Genomic DNA, 21,164 nt, shown 5'->3' with positions numbered 1-21,164 from the left:
TTTATTCATATTTTTAAGCTTTAAAGAATACCACGAGTGTCGATAACAACTTTTGATGCAAATTCTGTTTTATCTGCTGCTTTAAATTGTTTATGATCAACTAATACCACAACGACATTTGCTTGCTCTAGCGCGCTTTCTAGCGATACTAAGCTAACATTTTTATCTGCTAGGTTAGCTGGAAGCTCTGCAATATTTGGCTCTACCGCAAGTATTTCACCAATATTTTTTGCTGCTAATTCTTCAACAATATTTAATGCCGGACTTTCACGAAGATCGTCAATATCGGCTTTAAATGAAAGGCCTAAACATGCAATTACTGGGCGTTTAAATTCATCAGCGGCTTTTGCTACTTTTTCAATTACGTAGAACGGTTTTGCATCGTTAGTTAAGCGTGCTTGTTTAATTATTTTTGCTTCGTCTGGGCAACTTGCAACAATAAACCAAGGATCAACCGCAATACAGTGGCCGCCAACACCAGGACCTGGATTTAAAATATTTACGCGCGGGTGACGGTTAGCAAGCTTAATAAGCTCCCACACGTTAATTTTTAACTTGTCACAAATTACCGACAATTCATTGGCAAAGGCAATGTTTACATCGCGGAATGAGTTTTCGGTTAACTTAGCCATTTCAGCAGTACGTGCATTGGTAATAATACACTCGCCGCGCACAAAAGTTTCGTATAACTTAACGGCTTTTTCACTACATGCTTTGCTCATACCGCCAATTACGCGGTCGTTTGATACCAGCTCTTGCAATACATAACCAGGTAATACACGCTCTGGGCAATGAGCAATGTTGATGTCGGCGGCATCGCCTTTATCTTGTGGGAACGTTAAGTCAGGGCGCGCTTCACTTAACCAAGCAGCTAGTTGCTCTGTTGCACCTACGGGTGAGGTACTTTCTAAAATAACTAAGTTACCTTTTTCAAGTACTGGGGCAATCATTTTTGCTGCCGATTCAATATAACTTAAGTCGGCGCTGTGGTTACCACTTTCGCTGTGAATAAACGGTGTAGGTACTGCAACCATAAACGCGTCGGCTTTTTCTGGCGTTGTAGTTGCTCTTAAGTTACCAGTAGACACTACGCCGCGAACTATTATGTCGAGATCAGGCTCTACTATGTGTATTTCACCGGCATTAATGGTATTAACTGCTTTTTCGCTTACGTCTAAACCAATTACTTTCATACCGCGCGATGCAATAACCGCCGCAGTTGGTAAACCTATGTAACCTAAACCAACAACTGAAACTGTTTTAATTGTCATTACTAAATCCTTGAAAAAGTTTTAAACTTTATTTTAATCTTTAAAGTGTTGCTTAATTTTAGCCACAATGCGTTCACACGCTTTACCATCACCATAAGGGTTATGTGCACGGCTCATCGATTGATATTCTTGAGCGTTAATGAGTAAATTATTAACTTCACTCACTATCCGAGCTTTATCTGTGCCTACTAGTTTAACTGTACCTGCTTCTACCGCTTCTGGGCGTTCTGTGGTGTCACGCATAACAAGTACAGGTTTACCTAGGCTTGGCGCTTCTTCTTGAACACCACCTGAGTCGGTTACGATTATGTGAGCTTGATTCATTAAGTACACAAATGGTAGGTAGTCTTGCGGCTCGATTAAATGCACATTATCAACATTTTTTAATATACGATTTACCGGTTCGCGTACATTAGGATTTAAATGCATTGGGTACAAAATTTGTGTATCTGGGTGCGCAGTTGCAATTTCTACCAATGCCTCACAAATTCGCTCAAAACCGCCACCAAAGCTCTCACGGCGGTGCCCTGTAACTAAAATAAGCTTTTTAGTTTCATCGAGTTCTGGAAATTTAGCTTTTAGAGTTGAAATTAAAGCGGTGTCGGTTTTTACTTTATCAGCCACTTGTAATAATGCATCAATAACAGTATTGCCAGTAATTACGATATCGTCAGCACTTACAGCTTCGTTGAGTAAGTTTTGCTGCGATGTTTGCGTTGGTGCAAAATGCAGCTTTGTAATAGCACCAGTAAGCTTGCGGTTACCCTCTTCAGGCCATGGTGAACTTAAGTTGCCTGTGCGTAAACCTGCTTCTACATGCCCTACCGGAATTTGCTGATAAAACGCAGCTAAACTTGCTGATAAAGTAGTGCTAGTATCGCCATGAACAAGCACTAAATCTGGTTTAAATTCTTCAAGAATAGGTTTTAGCCCTAACAAGATATTTGTTGTTACATCGTATAAACTTTGACCCGGCTTCATAATATTCAAATCGTACTCTGGTACAATTTCAAAAAGGTCTAAAACTTGGTCAAGCATTTCGCGATGCTGAGCAGTAACACACACTTTTGCGTCAATACCTTCTGCGGCATTGAGTGCTTTAACTAGCGGTGCCATTTTTATTGCTTCAGGTCGTGTACCAAAAATACTTAATATTTTAATAGCCATGATTTCCCTTTAATTTTTTTACTAACCGGTTTTGCATAACTTTATGCATTTGCCATTAATTGCTTAACGCGCTTGGTAAATTCTTCACCCATTAGGCTTGATTGCATTGCATACTCTACATTTGCAAGCATATAACCTAGTTTCGAGCCACAGTCGTGCGACTTACCTTTTAAATGGTACGCTTCAATTGTTTCAAAGTGACGCAACTGCAGTAACGCATCTGTTAATTGGATTTCGCCGCCTGCGCCTGGTGGCGTAAATTCGAGCAAATCCCAAATAGCAGGCGATACAACATATCGCCCTGTTATGGCTAAATTGCTTGGCGCTTCGTCATTGTTTGGTTTTTCAACCATGTTGGTAATGGCTGCATTTTCGCCTGGGGCAATATTTTTACCCGCTAAATCAACTACACCATAGTTGTGCACTTCTTCATGTGGGACAGGCTCAACCATAATTTGGTTATGCTGGGTGCGCTCAAATCGGCCGATCATTTGCGTTAAGTTATCAACCTTTAGGTTCGACTTATATTGATCGATAATGACATCTGGCAACAAAATAGCGAATGGGTTATTACCAATGATTGGCCGAGTTTCAAGTATTGCGTGGCCTAAGCCTAACGGTGCTGATTGACGAACCGAAATAATGCTTACATCTCGCGGGATTATTGAACGCACTTCTTCTAGCAAGCTGCGTTTTACACGGGCCTCTAGGGTAGCTTCTAGCTCAAAGCTGGTATCAAAGTGATTTTCTATTGCGTTTTTGGAGGCATGGGTAACCAGTACAATTTCTTTAATACCGGCTTTTACTGCTTCGTTTACAACGTATTGAATGAGAGGTTTATCGACTAGCGGAAGCATTTCCTTTGGCGTTGCTTTGGTGGCTGGTAGCATGCGCGTACCTAAACCTGCAACAGGCAAGACTGCTTTTAATACTTTCACTTCAATTCCTTTTTCTTAACTTTTTATTTTTCGTAGAAACTTATTGATGCTGTTGCTAAATTTAAGCATGTGTTTTAAGTGCTACTGTCCGTATGGGCGGGTATTATACACACCAGATAAATTCGCTCAATACAAAAAAACAGCCTTTTAGATTGTTTTGTGTTAATGAAATGTTACCGACGTAGTGGGTGCACTTTTTATAACCTATCATTTTAGTTTCAATGGGAATATAATTACCGCGTTAATTTTTTAGGGATGGGCTTTGTGCGGGTAGGAATTTGCATCATTATATTAGTGTCTTTTTTTGCTTGTGCACAAGACATGCTTTTACATTTGCGTAATAGCGATATAATTACCCGTGCCAAACAGTTTTATGGTGATGCTGGCCACCAAAGAATAAAAAACTGGCTGAGTTTCATAGATGACTCTGCCGACAAAAGCGAATGGCAAAAAATTCATTTAGTTAATGACTTTTTTAATAAGCATATAAAGTACAAAACCGATGACGAGCTTTGGCAAAAAAAGATTACTGGGCCACGCCACTAGAAAGCTTAGGGGTGGGTATGGGTGACTGTGAAGATTATGTTATTGCAAAGTATTTTACTTTAATAGCCTTAGGAATCCCTGAAGACAAAATACGCTTTATGTATGTACGCCAGCGTACGGTTAATCAACCTCACATGGTACTTATATACTTTGAACAACCTAATCAAATACCGCTAGTACTTGATAATTTTAATACAAAATTGGTACCTGCCAGTAACCGTGGTGATTTAAAACCTATATATAGTTTTAATGGCCAAGGTTTATGGTTAGCTAAGTCGAAAGGGTTAGGTAATAAGGTTAAAAATAGTCGTGGTGTTTCTGCTTGGAACACCATGCTTGAGCGAATTGAACAAGGTGAGCTTGCGCCCGCCAACGATAACAATAAAGGAACTAGTAGTTATGTCTCGACTCTTTAAATATGGATTGAGTTTAAAGACTCAAGTATATGGCTTGATCATTTTAATTTCGATAATTTCGTTTTGTGTACGCGTTATTACCGACGTTGATACAACCCGTAATTACTTACAAACGCAAATGGCTAGCCACGCGCAAGACACCGCTACCAGTTTAGGCCTTTCTATCTCTCCTTATTTAGAAGACGACAGCCTAATGATTGCCGAGACGATGGCAACCGCTATTTTTGACTCTGGTTACTATAGCCAAATTAAATTTACTGACGTGCAAAACAACATCGTTTTTGAATTACAAAACCCTAAGCGTGTAGAGTCTGTTCCTAGCTGGTTTATAGGTGCTGTTGAACTAAGTGCACCAACTATGCATTCTGAAATAAATAATGGCTGGATGATGGCCGGTACTCTTGATGTAACCAGCCATACTGGGCAATCTTATTTAACCTTGTGGCAGCACACCTTGCGCAGCTTATATAGCTCGTTTTTACTATTAGCAGCATCACTGGCAATTGCATTTTTAATATTACGTGCGGTATTTAAGCCACTACAAGCAGTAGAAAACCAAGCTATGCTGGTAACAAGAAAGCGTTTTACCTTAAATAAAGAAATACCGGTTGCTCGAGAACTTCGCACTGTTACGCAAGCCATTAATAACATGGTTTTAAACCTACAAAGTACGTTTGATTCACTAACAAAACAAACTCAAGCACTTACCGAAGAGGTATACATAGACTCGTTAACGGGGCTAGGTAACCGCAAGTCGTTTGAAAACCACTTTAATTCAGTTGTTAATAATATTACTGACGATACACCCATTACCGCAATGATGCTTACCCTACCCTCGTTAAATAATATTAACCAAGTTGTAAGCTATCAAGATGGCGATCAGCATGTACTTGATGCAGCAAAAATACTGAAACAGCTTGCTGATGAGTTACCAAATTCATCTTTATTTAGGCTCAACGGGGGAACGTTCGTTTTATTGGCCCCGTATGATGTTTTATTTTTAAGTAAAGCTCGCTTAGATGTGAGTGATAAGTTAAGTCAAAAAGAAAATAGCTCACACATTAATGGTTACGCTAATTTAGCCATAGTTGGCATTGAGCAAGGCGCTGCCTTGGGTGAAGTGTTGTCGTTACTTGATACTAGTTGCACTATTGGCGAAGATGCTACATTAGATAATACCGATAAAGAGTCATTATTTAGTGTTAACCAATGGCGTACTTTAATTAAGTCGATTATAAATGCGGGTGAAGTCAGCTTTTCAGTGCAGCCCGTAAAGCAAGCTAATAAAACTGACTCTCAATGTTATTTTGAAGTATTTGCCCACTTTATTCATGAGGGTGAAAAAGTAAATAATGGCCACTTATTCGCCATGGCTGAAAAGTTAAATTTAACCGAAGAACTCGATAAAAAAATTATACGATGCTTTGTAGATATAAAAGAACATTACCCTAATGATGTATTTGCACTTAATATTAGCAAGGCATCGTTGTACTCAACTGACTTTATACAATGGCTCACCCTTTATTCGCACACTAAACCCGTTATTAAAACAAACCTTGTATTCGAACTACATGAAATTGGTTTGCTCTATAATGTGCACGTAGCTTCATTACATATAGATGCAATTAAAGAGCTGGGTATTAATGTATGTATTGAACACTTTGGCACTAGCTTAACGTCTTTCAGGTATTTACAAGGTCTTGATATTGAGTATGTAAAAATTGATGGTAGTTATATTCAAGATTTAGTAACTAACCCACAAAGCCAGTTTTATATTCAAACAGTTAATAATATTTGTCATGGTTTTGGTATTAAAGTTTTAGCCTGTTTAATTGAAAAAACTGAAACGTTAGAGATACTCGAATCCTTGGGATGTGATGGGGTACAAGGTAATTTAATACTGTCACCATCAAAAATTATTAAATCTAATGAAAATGGCGTAAATAAAGAGTTTACTTTTTGCGCCGATGCGCTAAAATTTTGCAATTAAAACTCAACCTAGGGACGAGAAATGAAAAAATTACTTTTAGCTGGCTTAGTAGCTAGCGCAACAGCTCTTACTGCTCTTCCAACCTATGCACAAACGGATAACGATGCTGTGGTTCAAGAAGTGAGCATAAATAACATTATTGATATTCTTAATAACGTTACCGCAGATACTTCATCTGAGCAATTACGCGAAGATTTAGTAGAAGCAATTAAACGTATTTGTAAAAACAAAGAAAAAGTTGAATTAGACGAGAAATTACTAAATGCCGCGTGTAGCGCTGCAGACATTGATGCAATGGTTGCAGCTGTTGTTGCCCAATTTGGTGCAGACAACCCGTTAATTTCTGACTTTTTAGCTGCACTTACAGCTGCAGGTTTAGACTCTGATGCAATTACACTTGCTGCAATTACTGCAGGTGTTGATGCAACCACCGCTTCTGAAGCGACCGCTGCAGGCCCAGGTGTAGGTCAGCCTGCTCCGCCAGTAGGCAGTTTACCAACACTACCAACACCTCCAGGCTCTGGTGGTACAGGTGGTGATAACGGTATATCTGAAGTCGGTAACTAGTTTTTACCATAAGTATATTTAAACGCAGCCTATTGGCTGCGTTTTTACTTTGTTTGAGTTTATTTTGAATCGTTTTATATTTTTTTTAATTTGTTTGATCCTATTTTTATTCCCTCTTCCTTTAGGTAGTTACCGACCTTGGGCAATTTTAGCTATTGGCATTTTAACTAGCTTTACCTTTATTACTCACCTTACCCACAGTGTGTTAAATAACAACCAAGCGCTACTTCCGCCCCGCTATTCCTGGCCACTATTTCTTACTCTAGGTGTGGTTATTTTAGTTTGTGGTATACAGCTGTTTGGCGTGAGTGTTGATGCATTTCAAACCAAACAAATGTTATTAAAAACCTATTTTTTACTCATGCTCAGCTGGTTAATATTTAACTACTGCAATAGTGCCGAGCGAATTAAAAAGTTAATTTATGCTGTTATTTGTGCCGGTGTATTTCAGGCCTTGTACGCTAGTTATTTAAACTTATCTCCCGATATTGTCAGTCCTTTATTTGGTTACAAACATACAGATCGTGCAATTGGTACCTTTACCTACTCTAACTTTTTAGCTAATTACTTAGCATTATGCTTATGTTTAGGCATTGGTGTTTTAATTAGCGAGTTAAAACGCACGAATAACGGCTATAAACCTACTTTAAAGCAAACATTACGTGCTTGGGCGGAAGTATTATTGAGCTCTAAAATAATTTTACGCATTTCGTTAATTATTATTATTGTGGCGCTTATTTTAACTCGTAGCCGCATGGGTAATTCGGCCTTTTTTATAGCCTTAATTATAGTGAGCTTATTGGCGCTTTTTGTTTATAAGCAAAAGCCTAAAGCCTTTAAATTACTGATTGTGAGCTTTTTCATTATTGATTTAATCATTATTGGTGCTATTTTCGATGTAGAAAAAGTAAAACAACGTATTAGCGAAACCAGCTTGCAATCAGAAACACGAGATGAAGTTGTACGTGACTCCATTCCACTGATTTTAGATAACCCATTATTGGGCTCTGGTGGCGGTACTTTTTATACTGCGTTTCCTGCGTATCAATCTGAGCCCTACTCTGGCTACTACGACAATGCGCATAACGATTATGTACAATTTGCAGTTGAGCTAGGTATTCCTGCCACAGCGTTATTAGGACTGCTGGTGCTTTATTGTTTGTGGTTATGTATTAATACTATGCGAACGCGTAAGACGGCGCTTTATCAGGGGGTGGCGTTTGGTTGTGCTACGGCCATTGTAGCCATGATGCTACATTCGTCGGTTGATTACTCCTTGCAAGCCGGCGCAAACTCGATGTTGTTTATAGTGGTGTTATGTTTAGCTATATTAACCAATAAGTTACCGGCACCAAAGCGAATTAAAAAACGACGAAGTGAAAGTTAACGGGGTGCGGGGAGCGGGTTACGAGCCTAATACCCACATACTTTAAACATGCGCGCGGTAAACTCCCGCCTACTAATAAGGGTAACATAGCGGTTTATTGTAGGCGGGGCTTTATGCCGCGCAAAGAAATTATTAGCAAAGAGAGTTAAGAGACGCTGCGCTTTTAGATATTTAGCCCGTAACTCGTCGCCCGTCGCCCGTCGCTAACGACATTAAAAAATGACGCGACATGAAGTCGCTGCTACAAGTTCTAATTTACTTCTCTTCTAAATCAAATTCGGTGGTGTGGCCGTCGCCGTGGATTAGCTGGTACCTGCCTAAATTACCCGCTTCAAGCGTAACCAAACTAATAGCAGAATCGCTTACTAAGTACTTTTGCCCTTTGCCTTTAGTTTGATGTTTGTCTACTTCCATATGCCAACGTTTGGTAAAAAAGTTAAGTGGGCTTTTGGGGCCGTATAAAATAGAGTCGAGCTTGTCGAGTATATTTATTAGCTTGCGCGGAAACTCATTTTTAATGCCACTGGCTGTCAGTTGCCAAATTCTGTTGGGATGATCGCCAAAACGCTTTTGCACTGAAAAACAAAACGAATAGTGTACATCGCCCGATAAAATCAGCGTTTCGTTTGGGGTGTCGGTGCGCCTAAAGGTGTTGAGTAACTTTTTGGCTGAGCCTTCGTGGGCCATCCAGTTTTCTACATCAACCATCAGTGGTTGCCCACACATATTAAACACCGCTTGAATTGCCTCTATCGATTTAACCCCAAACACGGGAGCAGGCGATACAATAATTACTTGGTCATGGCTTAATAGGCTTTCTTCTAGCTCTGTGAGGCGTTCCCAATCAAGTAAGCCTGAAGGTTCGTTAAAGTTTTGCTCGTTACGCCAACGATGCGTACGGGTATCGAGCACCACCACTTTAGGAATGGTCATTAGCTCGTAATGCCAATGGTTAAAGTCGTTAAGGTGTTTATCAAACGCTTTAAATTGCCACTGCATATCACCGGCTAAACAATCGTTAAAAGGGCTAAGTAACGATCCGGTTTTTTGCAGTGCGTCGTTACCCATTCCTTGAAACAGCCAATAGCTTGCTAAGCCATTATTTACAATACGCTTGCTACTGGGGTTTTGATTAATGGCTTGCTCCCACCCTGCGGTGAGATTCCAATCGTCGGTTACATCATGGTCATCAAACATCATTAAGGTAGATACATTGGCAAACAATCGCTCTACCTCTGCTAAACCTTGTGCATAGTCGATTAATGCGGTTTTTTCTGCATTAAATAGCGCTTGATTTTTTTCGTTACCACCTGAGTAACTTAAGTTATTTAGGTCAATGTATTGCCATGCTTGGCTACTAAAGTTGAGTAAATACAGCGCTACGAACTCTTCAAAATGAATCAGGTGATTATATGCTTTAACACTGGAAAAATGCGGTTCGTCCTTTTTTAACCAATAGCCAATACCTAGTTTTGAGCGGTTTTTCCATGAGGTAGTTGGCAACAAGTAATGGCGACCATACAACTGTTCTGCAATGTCAGCGGGTAAATCTAAATCAAGTGGCTGCTCTTTATAAATACCCAAGTGCTTAATTAGCTGATGTATCGCTAATAACATGGGGCCAGCTACATCGTCAGCATAAATTTGATCGCCCGAAAGTAGTAATAACTGTGCCCCCTGCTGTTCATTACTTCGCTGAACGGCTTGCCAATGGCTTGAACTTACTAGGCTGTCTTTTGCAGGATGATGCGCATTGCGACAAGAGCCATGTAATATTTGCGTTAGTTTTTTGGGGATCACAAATTCAGGTAATGGCTGACTATTAAAGCTAAATGCTGATAAATCAACAGGGGTGTCATCAAAAAATAGTTGGTATGATAATAATGTATCGCGCGGGAACTGACTGTTTATAGGTTTAATTACCACAAACTGTAAGAATAAATGCTCCCCTAGCCTTATGGTGTCTTGTTCGCTATAGCACTCGTAGCCAATTAGCTCTACACGGCAATTTACTGGCTTTGAAGTAGCAAACTGAATACAAACTGCAGCTTTTTCTGCTCGGCGCACCATGGGCCCCATAATTAACAGCGGGTGTTGCACCGAGAGAGTCGTCATGAGGTTAGCCTTTAGCTGCTAATTTAAATAAAGAGTAAAAGTTATCAGTAGTGGCTTTTGCCAACTCGTTAAAGCTAATGCCTTTGAGTTCACTAATGTAATAAGCCACGTCTTCAACATACGCTGGCTGATTAGTTTTACCACGATATGGGACTGGTGCTAAATAAGGCGAGTCGGTTTCAATAAGCAGTCGATCGAGAGGAATTTGCTTTACTACCTCTTTAAGCTCTACCGCATTTTTAAAGGTCACAATGCCTGAAATAGAGATATAAAAGCCCATATCAATGGCTTTTTTGGCCATATCCCAATCTTCGGTGAAACAGTGAAGTACCCCACCGCAATTTTCTGCTTTGTGCTCACGCATTAAATTAATGGTATCGGCACGGGCATCACGGGTATGAATAATAAGTGGCTTTTGTAATTCATTAGCTACCTCAATATGGCCAACAAAACTTGCTTGTTGCACTGCATGGGTGTCTTTTGCGTAGTAATAATCAAGCCCAGTTTCACCTATGGCCACTACTTTGTCGTGTGAAGCTAAGTCAATTAATTGCTGTTTGTTGAGTGCGTCTTTTTGATCGAGCGGATGCACGCCACATGACGCAGACACGTCATCGTAATGCTTAATTTGCTCTAGCATATTGGGAAACTGATCAAGTGTGACGCTGACACATAAAAAGTGCTCTACTTTTTTAGCGCGGGCGTTATCAAGTACTTGGTCTAGGTTTAAATCGAGTTTATCAAAATCAAGACGGTCTAAATGGCAATGAGAATCTACAATCAAAATAAGGCCTGTTTTTACTACATGGTATAAGTTGGATTGCCGGAGTTTAACATAGTCCCCAGCAGTTTTTCGATCTTCGCGTTTAGATTGGTTTTATCATCTAAAAAGCTAATACCGATCCCTGGTGGATTTGAGCTCTGAGCGCCTTGTGGCGTGATCCACGTAACCTTTCCGGTTACCACGTCATCTTCTAGCGCGTCAGGCAAGGTAACGCGTAAGGCAAGTGAATACCCAGGTTCATAACGCATATTGGTGCGTACAAATAACCCACCTTTTTTTAAAAAAGGCATGTAACAGCGATATAGTTCGTCAAGGTCGTCTATATCTACTAATAGCTCTTGCATATCTAGTCCTTTTTATTGGTTACGTAATGTATACGCTAGTCGTGATACCGCAAGCGGTAAATTTAGCCCAAGTATTTGTATGTTATTCTGTAAAAAATCATTCAGTGCTTGCTGAGCAACTTGATAAGAGTCAAAACTCATGCCATTTAAAAGCTGTTGTTTGAGCTGCTCACTTAAAAATAAAGTAAAAATACGAACAAGCTCGGGCTGTTTATTTATTATATCGACTAACGCATTGAAATTATGGCTTTGTTTAAACTCAGTTGCAAATTTATAAAGCGTATCAATATTTTCTAGCTGATTTTGCTGTTGCCACTGCTTCACTTGCAATGGTTGGCTATAAAATAACGACAACCACGGATAGTTAGGCACATCCAAACTACTCAACCATTGTTGTGCTAATTGGTTATTGGTTACTTTAACCTCGGTTTTAGCACAGCGACTTAAAATAGTGGCAGGTAATTGCGCCACTTGGCTGGTTGTCAAAATTAAAAACCGACTATGACTTGGCTCCTCTAAGGTTTTTAATAACGCATTAGCTGCTGCGGTGGTCATTTTTTCGCAGTTTTGAATAATCGCTACTTTATTGCCATTTTGCGCAGCAGACTGATGCATAAAATCGCTTATGCCGCGAATATCATCAACACCTATGCTTTGCCCTTCCACTTGGGTAATGCGCTTGTCTGGGTGTGTACCTGCTAAGTTTAATGAACAACTTTTACATTGCCCACACGGGCTTAACACACTATTTGGGCTACTTAACTGTGCTTGCGTATTTTGGCATAACAAACTATTTGCTAGTTGTTCACTTAGCTCAAATTTGCCAACCCCAATAGGCCCGCAAAACAACTGTGCATGATGAAAACGCTGTGCTTTATAGCTTTGAGTTAAGCGTTGCTCTACCTCATTAAGCCACGGCAATGCCATATTATTTTAACCCTGAAAAAAACGTGCGTAGTACATTGGTAATATCACGGTGAACTTTATCAATACTTTGATTGGCATCAACTGTTTTTATGCTGTCGTCATCGTTTGCAAGCTCAATATAACGCATACGGGTGCGCTGAAAAAACTCAATAGCTTCTTGCTCTATTCTATCTAGTTCGCCACGGCCTTTTGCACGTTCAAGGCCAATAACAGGGTCAATATCTAAGTAAATGGTTAAATCTGGTTTTAAACCTTTTAAAACCATAGATGATAACGATGCTAATGTGTTTGCACTTATTCCTCGCCCGCCACCTTGATAGGCCTGTGACGATAAATCGTGACGATCAGCTAATACCCACTGCCCTTGCTCAAGCGCCGGGTTGATCACATTATGCATTAGTTGTGAACGCGCGGCATACATAATTAGCAGCTCAGTTTCAAAAGCTATTTCTTCTTGGTGCTCTGCTTTTACTAAAGTACGTAACGATTCAGCCAGCGGTGTACCACCGGGTTCGCGCACATTAATAAAATCAACATGATGATGGTTTAAAAAATCTTGGCACAGAGCAATGGCGGTTGATTTACCCGCGCCTTCTAGGCCTTCTATAACTATAAATTTTGGTTTCATAAATACTAATTCTTTTTATTTAAAATATACCGGTTAACAGCCGCGTTATGTTGTTTTAATGTGGTTGAAAACTGATGACTACCATCACCTTTGGCTACAAAGTAAACATACTCGCTTTTGGGCGGATTTACCGCAGCTAAAATAGCTTCTTTGGAAGGCATGGCGATCGGTGTGGGCGGTAATCCGTTAATACGATAGGTATTATACGGCGTGTAATTTCTTAGGTCTTTACGTTTGATATCGCCATCAAAGCTTTCGCCTAGCCCATATATTACGGTAGGGTCGGTTTGTAAGCGCATATTGGTATTTAAGCGATTAATAAACGCTGAAGCAATTAATGGGCGCTCACTGGCAAGCGCAGTTTCTTTTTCGATAATAGAGGCCATTATCAGAGCTTCATAGGCGGTATTGTAAGGTAAATCACTTGCTCGTTGCTGCCATGCATCTGCCAATGTTAGCTGCATTTTTTGCGCAGCACGCTTTAATAAACTACTAGCGCTGTCGTTACTATGATAATGGTAGGTATCGGGAAACAACCACCCTTCAAGGTGAGTTTGCTTGCCGGTTATTTGCTCGCCAAGCTGCTCGAGTTTTAAATCGTTTTGTAAATGCGGAGCAATTTTTACCGTGTTTAATACATCTCTAAGTGCCTGACCTTCAATAATGGTAAAGCTAAAACTAATTTGCTCACCTTGGTTTATTTTTTTTATGTTGTTTATTACGCTATCTGCGCTTAACTCATACAAACCCACTTTTAAATCGGTCAAGGTTGGGTCGAGTTTAGCTAATATTTGAAACCGCCAGCAATCTTCAAGCCACTGCTGTTGTTGCCATTGACGACATAACTTATTAAAACCGGTGCCTTTTTCAACTTTAAATTGAGTATTAGTAGCTAATTTTAATGGCGTTTCAATGGTTGCTTGTAATTGCTGGTAGCCAATCACAGAGCTAAAAAAAGCCAGTAGTAATACTGATAATATAACTTTTAACACTAAGCCTCCTTGGCTAATAACTCGTTTAGTAATGATTGACTATACGCAATATCAAAACAGTGCTCACCTATACTTTTTACGGGCACAATTTTCATTAAGCTGTTACATACAAATATGGCGTCTGCTTGGGTTAGGTCATCAACGCTGACAGTTTTAAATTCAACGGTTAATTTATCACATAAAGATTGCAGAAAAACACCTTTAATGCCGCATTCATCGAGCCTTGGGCTAAATACTTTATTATTTTTTATTGCAAAAATATTAGCCACTGAGGTTTCAATTACATTGTTGTTGTAATCAAGCACTAACGCATCATCGCTGTGCTGAGTTTGTAGGGCATTTTTGATCAGTACTTGTTCAAGCCTATTTAAAGTTTTAAGTCCAGCTAAATGAGGTTGAACGGCCAGCTTAATCGGGCTAATAGCTAAACTAATGCCTGTATCTGTTAAGCTGTTGTAATGATCTGGATAAGGTAAAACACTCACAATAATGTTTAAATTACATTCACTTGGTGGCGCATAGCCTCGCCCGCCCTCGCCTCGTGTTATCACGACTTTAAGGACCGCTTGAGAATGTGATGCTACTTGCTGAGTTATGTGCGACTCAAGAGCAGTAAACTCAAGCGCCGGAAACCCTAAACGCTGCGCACATTCAATCAAGCGTGCTTTGTGATAGGCCCAATGCTCAACCTGTCCATCAGTAATAATTGCGGTGGTAAAAAAGCCATCGCCATAATTTAAGCCTCTATCATGGGTGCTTATATTACTGGTTTCACTTGCTGTTATTATTGTTTGCATATTTTTTTACACATAAAAAAACCCAGTTAAACAACTGGGTTCTTATTGTCGTTCGTTGTTAAAAAAGATTATACCTTTTTAAACAGTAACGAGCCATTAGTACCACCAAACCCAAATGAGTTACACAAAGCGTAATCAAGTTTAGCATCACGTGCTGTATGCGGTACGTAATCTAAATCACAGCCTTCGTCTGGATTATCTAAGTTAATCGTTGGCGTCACTTTTTGCTCGGTCAACGATAAAATAGACACTATCGACTCAACAGAGCCTGCCGCTCCAAGTAAGTGACCCATCATAGATTTTGATGAACTTACCATTACATCTTTAGCTGAATCACCAAAAATGGTTTTAACCGCTGACGTTTCTGCTTTGTCGCCCGCATGAGTAGACGTACCATGTGCGTTTATGTAGCCAACTTGCTCTGCATTTACTTGCGCATCATTTAATGCGTTTTCCATAGCCAGAGCTGCACCTGCGCCATCTTCTGGTGGTGAGGTCATGTGGTACGCATCACCACTCATGCCAAAACCAACAAGCTCTGCATAAATTTTAGCGCCACGTGCTTTCGCGTGTTCGTATTCTTCAACAACCACCACACCGGCACCATCAGAAAGTACAAAACCATCACGGTCTTTATCCCACGGGCGAGACGCTGCTTGTGGATCGTCATTACGCGTTGAAAGCGCACGTGCGGCATTAAAACCACCCATTCCAATTGGTGTACAGGCTTTTTCTGCGCCACCGGCAACCATTGCATCGGCATCGCCGTAGGCAATCATACGAGCGGCATGGCCAATGTTGTGCAGGCCTGTAGTACATGCCGTTACAATTGAAATATTAGGACCACGTAAGCCGTGCATTATAGATAAATGACCCGAGATCATATTAATAATGGTAGACGGTACATAAAACGGCGATAACTTACGTGGGCCGCTGTTTAATAATTTTATGTGGTTTTCTTCAATGAGGGTTAAGCCACCAATGCCTGAACCCACCGCTACACCTATGCGTGTTGCGTTTTGTTCAGTGACTTCGAGGCCAGAATCTTGAAAAGCTTGAACACCCGCTGCAATGCCATACTGGATAAATAAATCCATTTTTTTAGCATCTTTTGGTGACATGTAAGCCGATGCATCAAAATCATTGATTAAACCAGCGAAGTGAGTACCAAATTTTGATGTATCAAAGTGGGTAATATTTTGAATACCACTTTTAGCATCTAATAAGCCTTGCCAGGTTGATTGAACATCATTGCCTAGCGGCGTCAACATTCCTAAGCCAGTTACGACGACACGACGTTTAGCCACGGTTTGCCTCCAATAAGGAATTATTATTATACCAATTAACTTAGCTCAGTTTATTTCAGCGTTAACGCTGTTGCTAGTTATGTTATTAGTATTGGGGATGATCATACCCAAGCTACCTCAAAGTGCGAGTCTCAAACCAATAACCAACGCTAAGCAATAACAATTTAATTGCTGATGATGAGTGAGGGTTTGGAATTGAATCATGTACTTTGAGGTGGTTTGGATATAAAGATTAAAGGCAGCGAATGCTGCCCTTAATTTGCGATTAATTACTCAGCGTGAGCTGTAACGTAATCGATTGCAGATTGTACTGTAGTGATCTTTTCAGCTTCTTCATCTGGGATCTCAGTGTCGAACTCTTCTTCAAGAGCCATTACTAATTCAACAGTATCAAGAGAGTCTGCACCTAGGTCATCAACGAATGAAGCTTCGTTTTTAACTTCTTCTTCTTTAACACCTAGCTGTTCGATGATAATTTTCTTTACGCGTTCTTGGATATCGCTCATTCTTCTTTCCTTTATTAAAAACGCCAATGCGTTATTTTCAGATTGCGGCGTAGTTTACGTCCGATAATTCTCTGATTCAATCTTTTGACCATAAATAATTTGCTGGTCAAACCTCTTGAGTGTTTATTTTATCTTTTATCGCTTATTTTCACAGCGATTTCAAGTATGTTTAAAGCAAGTTTGCGAAAAATTCAATATTTTTTAGTAAACCCGCATGCAATTTATAGTTTATTTAATTCGCATTGCGAACTTAAACCATATACATCGCACCATTTACATGCAAAGTTTCACCTGATACGTACGCAGCGGCGTCAGATGCTAAATAACATACTGCAGCTGCAATCTCATCTGGCTGACCTAAACGACCCGCAGGTACGTTTGCAAGCGTTGCTGCTTTTTGCTCATCTGTCAAATCATCGGTCATGTCTGTTTGAATAAAACCAGGTGCAACCACATTTACAGTAATTCCACGAGAGGCTACCTCACGCGCTAGTGACTTAGAAAAGCCGATAACACCCGCCTTAGCGGCCGCATAGTTAGCTTGACCCGCATTACCCATAGTACCCACTACAGAGCCAATATTGATGATACGGCCGTTCTTTTTCTTCATCATAGGGCGAAGTACAGCCTTAGATAAACGGAAGATAGAGCTTAAGTTGGTATCGATAATATCGTCCCACTCATTTTCTTTCATGCGCATTAATAAATTATCGCGCGTAATACCGGCATTATTCACTAATACATCAATATCACCTAAATCGGCTTTAATTGCCGCTAATGTCGCCTCAATTGATGCAGGATCCGTTACGTTTAACGCATAACCCTTACCGTTATCACCTAAATACTCACTAATATTAGCCGCACCCGACTCGCTTGTTGCCGTGCCCGCTACTTTTGCACCTTGTGCTACTAATGTGTTTGCAATAGCTTTACCAATACCACGGCTAGCGCCAGTGATCAGGACAACTTTGCCCTCTAAAGAAAATAAATTACTCATATTATATACTCTTATTTAGCTGAATCGATTGATGCAAGGTCGTTAACTGAGCCACACACCATCGCTTTATCAATGCGTTTTGCAAGTCCAGTTAGTACTTTACCAGGACCAAATTCATAACTTTGTGTTACACCTTGTGCAACCAATGCTTGTACCGTTTCAGTCCAACGTACTGGGCTATATAACTGGCGTACTAATGCCTCTTTAATTGCATCAGCTGAACCTTCTGCTTTTACATCAACATTATTGATTACATCACACTTAGGTGTATTAAATGTTAAAGCGGCTAAATCGGCGGCTAATTTCTCAGCAGCTGGTTTCATTAGTTCACAATGCGACGGTACGCTTACCGATAATGGCAGTGCACGTTTTGCTCCCGCTTCTTTACAAGCAACAGAGGCTCTATCAACTGCATCTTTGTGACCGGCAATAACAACCTGACCAGGCGAGTTATAGTTTACTGGAGAAACCACCTCACCTTGTGCCGCTGCTGCACAAGCCGCTTTAATTTCATCGTCGCCTAAACCAATGATTGCGGCCATAGAACCTACACCAGCAGGTACGGCCTCTTGCATGTATAAACCGCGGTTTTCAACCAATTTTACGGCTTCGCTTAAACTGATCACATCGCTACATACTAAAGCTGAGTACTCACCCAGGCTGTGACCTGCCATAACGACGTCAGCATCTGGATTTGCAGCTAACCAATGACGATAAATAGCAACGCTTGCGGTTAATAGTGCAGGCTGTGTACGGTGTGTTTGATTTAGTTTTTCTTCTGGACCGTTAAGTACAAGGTCTGCTAGGTCGTAACCAAGTGCGGTTGAAGCTTCTGCAAATGTAGCTTTTACTATGTCAGAACTCACTAGTAGCTCTTGTAACATACCCACAGTTTGCGAGCCTTGACCTGGAAAAAGAAGTGCAATTTTTTGTGCCATAATTTGCTCTTATAATTAAACAAAATAAATAATGTGTAACACGGCACGTTAACTGTTATTCAACCGCCGTGTCTTTAGAATGTGTTTTTTCGAAAATAGCAGCTATTTTATCTGGAAGCTGACGTTCTACTTCTTTCACTGCTTCGTCGATTGCAGCATGAAATGCTTTAGCTGAGGCATTTCCATGGCTTTTAACAACAATACCGCGCAATCCTACCAGAGAAGCGCCGTTATACTGGTCGGGGTTCACTCTTTTATAGAGTTTTTTTATGATTGGCGCCAACATAAACGCCATACACTTGTAAACGACGTGCTTTTCGAGGGCACGGGTAAACTTTTTCATGATAAGTTTAGCAATGCCTTCACAGGTTTTAAGTGCAACATTACCAACAAAGCCTTCACAGACAATAACATCGGCTTTGCCAGAAAAAATATCGCTGCCTTCACTGTAACCAATATAATTAATCAGCTCGCTTTGTTGCATTAATTGTGCGGCTTGCTTAATTTCTTCATGGCCTTTTATATCTTCAGCACCAATATTTAATAAACTCACTTTAGGGTTATCGCAGCCAAGTGCTTGGCCTGCAACCACAGAGCCCATAATGCCAAACTGATACAGCATTTGCGCATCACAATGCACATTAGCGCCTAAGTCGAGTAAGTAAACGGGATTTTTACGTTCAGTAGGTACAGCAGAGATAAGAGCGGGACGTTTCACCCCAGGAAGCATTTTTAATACGTAATGCGCCATAAAAAATAGCGCCCCTGTATTACCAGAACTAACACAGGCTTGCGCTTCACCCGATTTAACTAAATCAAGGGCAACTCGCATGGAAGAATCTTTTTTTGAGCGTACAGCAACAGCGGGTTCGCAGGCATTGGTAACAACATCATTACAATGGCGAATAATTAATCTGGGATGAGAAAGTGAATCGAGTGATTCTAGTTGTTTAGCTATTACTTGCTCGTTGCCACATAAAATGAGTTTTAAGTTGGCATTAGCATTTACCGCACGAACGGCTGCGGGGATAGATGAACGGGGGCCATAATCGCCCCCCATCATATCTAACGCTATGGTTAGATTAGTCAGCATATAAGCAATCTCTTAGTTAGAAATTACTTGAACGCCTTTGTAGTAACCATCTGCAGTCACATGGTGACGACGATGAGTCTCACCAGATGTTTGGTCTACAGTTAAAGTTGGACCACTGATCGCATCGTGTGAACGGCGCATGCCGCGTCTTGCACGAGACTTTTTGCTTTTTTGTACAGCCATAGTCTTCTCCTAAGAATCTTTCTTAAGTTGTTTCAAAATATCAAATGGATTTGGTTTATCATCTTCCGCCTTTAAAACACCAAAGCTGGCAGGCTCTGCTGTATAACTGCATGAAGCTTCGTTGTGGGTAGGCACTAATGGCACTGCTAAAATAAGTTCGTCTTCGATTAACTCAAATACGTCTATTTCACCATTTTCATCAAGTGCTACTTCGTCGTAGCTTTCTGGAAGATCATCTGACTCTGCATCCAAACCGACTGGCGAATACACAAAGTCTTGATCCAAATCCAACCCTAAATCACCATTACAACGTTGACAAGTGACAGTTACGTGTGTGGACAAATTGCCACTAATCACAACTAAACCTTGCTCATCGTTTTTGCAATGAATTTTTACCGCTATTTCACCTACTTCTTCCTGGATAACCCCTCGTAAACGAGGAAGTTTCTCAAGCGGTACAACGCCGTCATACTTTAAACGATGCTGAGCTGCTTTGCCCGGATGAAGGGTGATGGGAATTTTCACCTTTTGCATAGGGGCTGCATCATATAGATAGTTAGTAAGTTAGTCAAAGTAAAAAACCAATTTTACGTTGTTTTTCACGTGTTTTACTCACGGATCTGATTTATCCTAACTCAATCTGATTTACGTTAGGAAAACATGCCATGAAGCACTCCCTTATATTAGCCTCAAGCTCGCCATTTAGGCAGTCTTTATTACAAAAATTTAATCTGCCGTTTGAAACGTTTTCGCCAGATGTTGACGAAACGCCACATAAAAACGAAACACCAACCATGCTTGTTAAGCGCCTCAGCGAATTAAAAGCCGCTGCAGCCGTCGATCATTTTGACCAAGGCCTCGCGATTGGCTCCGACCAAGTTGCTGTATTTGATGGTCAAATATTAGGTAAGCCGCACAATAAAGAAAACGCAATAAAGCAATTGAGCTTATTTAGCGGGCAAACAGTCACTTTTTTAACGGGCTTGTGTGTGTACGATATTCATACTAAACAAAGCAAAACTATTGTTGAGCCATTCAATGTGACCTTTAAAACCTTAACAAAGGCGCAAATAGGTGCTTATTGCGATGCAGAGCAACCTTATAACTGTGCAGGAAGTTTTAAAAGTGAAGGTTTGGGTATTTGTTTATTTGAAAGACTCAGTGGTGATGATCCAAACAGCTTAATTGGTTTACCACTCATCAAACTCAGCCAATTATTGGCTGAGTTTGATATTGATGTATTAGCAGCGCAAGTGCCTAGCGCAAATTAA

The 21,164-nt window shown here is 40.4% G+C and carries 21 protein-coding genes and 1 pseudogene; 5 read left to right on the top strand and 17 right to left on the bottom strand.

The genetic code is table 11. The features are described 5' to 3' along the window. Nucleotides 1-20: 20 nt before the first annotated feature. The 3 genes from wecC to galU are packed head-to-tail and all read right to left on the bottom strand — an operon-like array spanning nucleotide 21 to nucleotide 3,376. A complete protein-coding gene (gene wecC / locus AB8618_RS05995; RefSeq protein WP_090492899.1) occupies nucleotides 21-1,271 on the bottom strand; it encodes a UDP-N-acetyl-D-mannosamine dehydrogenase in 1,251 nt (416 codons plus the stop codon). A gap of 33 nt (nucleotides 1,272-1,304) precedes the next feature. Beyond that, nucleotides 1,305-2,438: a non-hydrolyzing UDP-N-acetylglucosamine 2-epimerase gene (gene wecB / locus AB8618_RS05990; RefSeq protein ID WP_409425202.1), complete on the bottom strand. Its 1,134-nt coding sequence runs from the start codon at nucleotides 2,436-2,438 to the stop codon at nucleotides 1,305-1,307. A 41-nt stretch (nucleotides 2,439-2,479) separates the two neighbouring features. Then, nucleotides 2,480-3,376 carry a UTP--glucose-1-phosphate uridylyltransferase GalU gene (galU, locus tag AB8618_RS05985; protein ID WP_413401748.1) on the bottom strand — a complete coding sequence of 299 codons (897 nt, stop codon included), beginning with the start codon at nucleotides 3,374-3,376 and terminating at the stop codon, nucleotides 2,480-2,482. Nucleotides 3,377-3,640: 264 nt separating this feature from the next. Here galU and AB8618_RS05980 point away from each other — a divergent pair. From AB8618_RS05980 to AB8618_RS05965, 4 genes and pseudogenes are all read left to right on the top strand, one after another. Then, a pseudogene (locus AB8618_RS05980) lies at nucleotides 3,641-4,338 on the top strand (transglutaminase-like cysteine peptidase). Continuing rightward, nucleotides 4,322-6,328 (top strand): EAL domain-containing protein, encoded by a 2,007-nt coding sequence (locus tag AB8618_RS05975; protein ID WP_409425200.1) that lies wholly within the window; start codon nucleotides 4,322-4,324, stop codon nucleotides 6,326-6,328. Before AB8618_RS05980 ends, AB8618_RS05975 begins: the two are co-directional and overlap by 17 nt. 21 nt (nucleotides 6,329-6,349) lie before the next feature. Beyond that, a complete protein-coding gene (locus tag AB8618_RS05970) occupies nucleotides 6,350-6,895 on the top strand; it encodes a hypothetical protein (protein ID WP_409425199.1) in 546 nt (181 codons plus the stop codon). A 64-nt stretch (nucleotides 6,896-6,959) separates the two neighbouring features. Continuing rightward, the gene (locus AB8618_RS05965) at nucleotides 6,960-8,282 is read left to right on the top strand and encodes an O-antigen ligase family protein (RefSeq protein WP_409425198.1); all 1,323 of its coding nucleotides are present in this window, start codon (nucleotides 6,960-6,962) and stop codon (nucleotides 8,280-8,282) included. A 255-nt stretch (nucleotides 8,283-8,537) separates the two neighbouring features. On the opposite strand, the gene AB8618_RS05960 is transcribed toward AB8618_RS05965, so the two are convergent. The 14 genes from AB8618_RS05960 to yceD all read right to left on the bottom strand — a co-directional run bounded on the left by AB8618_RS05960 (nucleotide 8,538) and on the right by yceD (nucleotide 20,427). Beyond that, entirely contained in the window at nucleotides 8,538-10,397 is a 1,860-nt protein-coding gene (locus AB8618_RS05960) for an alkaline phosphatase D family protein (protein WP_413401745.1), read from the bottom strand. A 4-nt stretch (nucleotides 10,398-10,401) separates the two neighbouring features. Next, entirely contained in the window at nucleotides 10,402-11,181 is a 780-nt protein-coding gene (locus AB8618_RS05955) for a TatD family hydrolase (protein WP_054200711.1), read from the bottom strand. Between the two features lie 17 nt (nucleotides 11,182-11,198). After that, entirely contained in the window at nucleotides 11,199-11,525 is a 327-nt protein-coding gene (locus AB8618_RS05950) for a PilZ domain-containing protein (RefSeq protein ID WP_008109887.1), read from the bottom strand. 12 nt (nucleotides 11,526-11,537) lie between these two features. Then, a complete protein-coding gene (locus AB8618_RS05945; RefSeq protein WP_413401742.1) occupies nucleotides 11,538-12,452 on the bottom strand; it encodes a DNA polymerase III subunit in 915 nt (304 codons plus the stop codon). Nucleotide 12,453: 1 nt separating this feature from the next. Next, a complete protein-coding gene (gene tmk, locus AB8618_RS05940) occupies nucleotides 12,454-13,080 on the bottom strand; it encodes a dTMP kinase (RefSeq protein ID WP_010389641.1) in 627 nt (208 codons plus the stop codon). A gap of 5 nt (nucleotides 13,081-13,085) precedes the next feature. After that, nucleotides 13,086-14,072, bottom strand: coding sequence for an endolytic transglycosylase MltG (gene mltG, locus AB8618_RS05935; RefSeq protein ID WP_413401740.1), 987 nt, complete (start codon nucleotides 14,070-14,072; stop codon nucleotides 13,086-13,088). Continuing rightward, nucleotides 14,072-14,869: an aminodeoxychorismate lyase gene (gene pabC / locus AB8618_RS05930; RefSeq protein ID WP_413401738.1), complete on the bottom strand. Its 798-nt coding sequence runs from the start codon at nucleotides 14,867-14,869 to the stop codon at nucleotides 14,072-14,074. The genes mltG and pabC overlap by 1 nt, the downstream gene beginning before the upstream one ends. A 68-nt stretch (nucleotides 14,870-14,937) precedes the next feature. Then, nucleotides 14,938-16,176, bottom strand: coding sequence for a beta-ketoacyl-ACP synthase II (fabF, locus tag AB8618_RS05925; RefSeq protein WP_138562960.1), 1,239 nt, complete (start codon nucleotides 16,174-16,176; stop codon nucleotides 14,938-14,940). Between the two features lie 269 nt (nucleotides 16,177-16,445). Beyond that, a complete protein-coding gene (gene acpP, locus AB8618_RS05920) occupies nucleotides 16,446-16,682 on the bottom strand; it encodes an acyl carrier protein (RefSeq protein WP_008109873.1) in 237 nt (78 codons plus the stop codon). A gap of 250 nt (nucleotides 16,683-16,932) precedes the next feature. After that, a complete protein-coding gene (gene fabG / locus AB8618_RS05915; RefSeq protein ID WP_131690862.1) occupies nucleotides 16,933-17,679 on the bottom strand; it encodes a 3-oxoacyl-ACP reductase FabG in 747 nt (248 codons plus the stop codon). 11 nt (nucleotides 17,680-17,690) lie between these two features. Then, nucleotides 17,691-18,617, bottom strand: coding sequence for an ACP S-malonyltransferase (gene fabD / locus AB8618_RS05910; protein ID WP_413401735.1), 927 nt, complete (start codon nucleotides 18,615-18,617; stop codon nucleotides 17,691-17,693). A gap of 55 nt (nucleotides 18,618-18,672) precedes the next feature. Beyond that, nucleotides 18,673-19,710: a phosphate acyltransferase PlsX gene (plsX, locus tag AB8618_RS05905; RefSeq protein WP_008467405.1), complete on the bottom strand. Its 1,038-nt coding sequence runs from the start codon at nucleotides 19,708-19,710 to the stop codon at nucleotides 18,673-18,675. Nucleotides 19,711-19,722: 12 nt separating this feature from the next. Then, complete coding sequence (gene rpmF, locus AB8618_RS05900; RefSeq protein WP_008109865.1) at nucleotides 19,723-19,893, bottom strand: 50S ribosomal protein L32; 171 nt, start codon at nucleotides 19,891-19,893, stop codon at nucleotides 19,723-19,725. Nucleotides 19,894-19,902: 9 nt separating this feature from the next. Then, complete coding sequence (gene yceD, locus AB8618_RS05895; protein WP_008109862.1) at nucleotides 19,903-20,427, bottom strand: 23S rRNA accumulation protein YceD; 525 nt, start codon at nucleotides 20,425-20,427, stop codon at nucleotides 19,903-19,905. 131 nt (nucleotides 20,428-20,558) lie between these two features. Between yceD and AB8618_RS05890 the strand changes: the two genes are divergently transcribed. Then, on the top strand, nucleotides 20,559-21,164 hold the full coding sequence (locus AB8618_RS05890) for a Maf family protein (RefSeq protein WP_413401731.1): 606 nt from the start codon (nucleotides 20,559-20,561) through the stop codon (nucleotides 21,162-21,164).

The organism is Pseudoalteromonas sp. RW-H-Ap-1, assembly GCF_048318575.1.
Classification (GTDB): Bacteria; Pseudomonadota; Gammaproteobacteria; order Enterobacterales; family Alteromonadaceae; genus Pseudoalteromonas.
This window is presented reverse-complemented; position numbering and strand designations above follow the sequence as displayed.

Excerpts from the sequence above, each read along its gene's own strand:
- yceD (WP_008109862.1), bottom strand. The coding sequence starts at position 20,427 with ATGCAAAAGGTGAAAATTCCCATCACCCTTCATCCGGGCAAAGCAGCT.
- pabC (WP_413401738.1), bottom strand. The coding sequence starts at position 14,869 with ATGCAAACAATAATAACAGCAAGTGAAACCAGTAATATAAGCACCCAT.
- AB8618_RS05970 (WP_409425199.1), top strand. The coding sequence starts at position 6,350 with ATGAAAAAATTACTTTTAGCTGGCTTAGTAGCTAGCGCAACAGCTCTT.
- tmk (WP_010389641.1), bottom strand. The coding sequence starts at position 13,080 with ATGAAACCAAAATTTATAGTTATAGAAGGCCTAGAAGGCGCGGGTAAA.
- AB8618_RS05945 (WP_413401742.1), bottom strand. The coding sequence starts at position 12,452 with ATGGCATTGCCGTGGCTTAATGAGGTAGAGCAACGCTTAACTCAAAGC.
- plsX (WP_008467405.1), bottom strand. The coding sequence starts at position 19,710 with ATGCTGACTAATCTAACCATAGCGTTAGATATGATGGGGGGCGATTAT.
- AB8618_RS05950 (WP_008109887.1), bottom strand. The coding sequence starts at position 11,525 with ATGCAAGAGCTATTAGTAGATATAGACGACCTTGACGAACTATATCGC.
- fabD (WP_413401735.1), bottom strand. The coding sequence starts at position 18,617 with ATGGCACAAAAAATTGCACTTCTTTTTCCAGGTCAAGGCTCGCAAACT.
- fabG (WP_131690862.1), bottom strand. The coding sequence starts at position 17,679 with ATGAGTAATTTATTTTCTTTAGAGGGCAAAGTTGTCCTGATCACTGGC.
- wecB (WP_409425202.1), bottom strand. The coding sequence starts at position 2,438 with ATGGCTATTAAAATATTAAGTATTTTTGGTACACGACCTGAAGCAATA.
- rpmF (WP_008109865.1), bottom strand. The coding sequence starts at position 19,893 with ATGGCTGTACAAAAAAGCAAAAAGTCTCGTGCAAGACGCGGCATGCGC.
- acpP (WP_008109873.1), bottom strand. The coding sequence starts at position 16,682 with ATGAGCGATATCCAAGAACGCGTAAAGAAAATTATCATCGAACAGCTA.
- wecC (WP_090492899.1), bottom strand. The coding sequence starts at position 1,271 with ATGACAATTAAAACAGTTTCAGTTGTTGGTTTAGGTTACATAGGTTTA.
- AB8618_RS05975 (WP_409425200.1), top strand. The coding sequence starts at position 4,322 with ATGTCTCGACTCTTTAAATATGGATTGAGTTTAAAGACTCAAGTATAT.
- AB8618_RS05960 (WP_413401745.1), bottom strand. The coding sequence starts at position 10,397 with ATGACGACTCTCTCGGTGCAACACCCGCTGTTAATTATGGGGCCCATG.
- AB8618_RS05890 (WP_413401731.1), top strand. The coding sequence starts at position 20,559 with ATGAAGCACTCCCTTATATTAGCCTCAAGCTCGCCATTTAGGCAGTCT.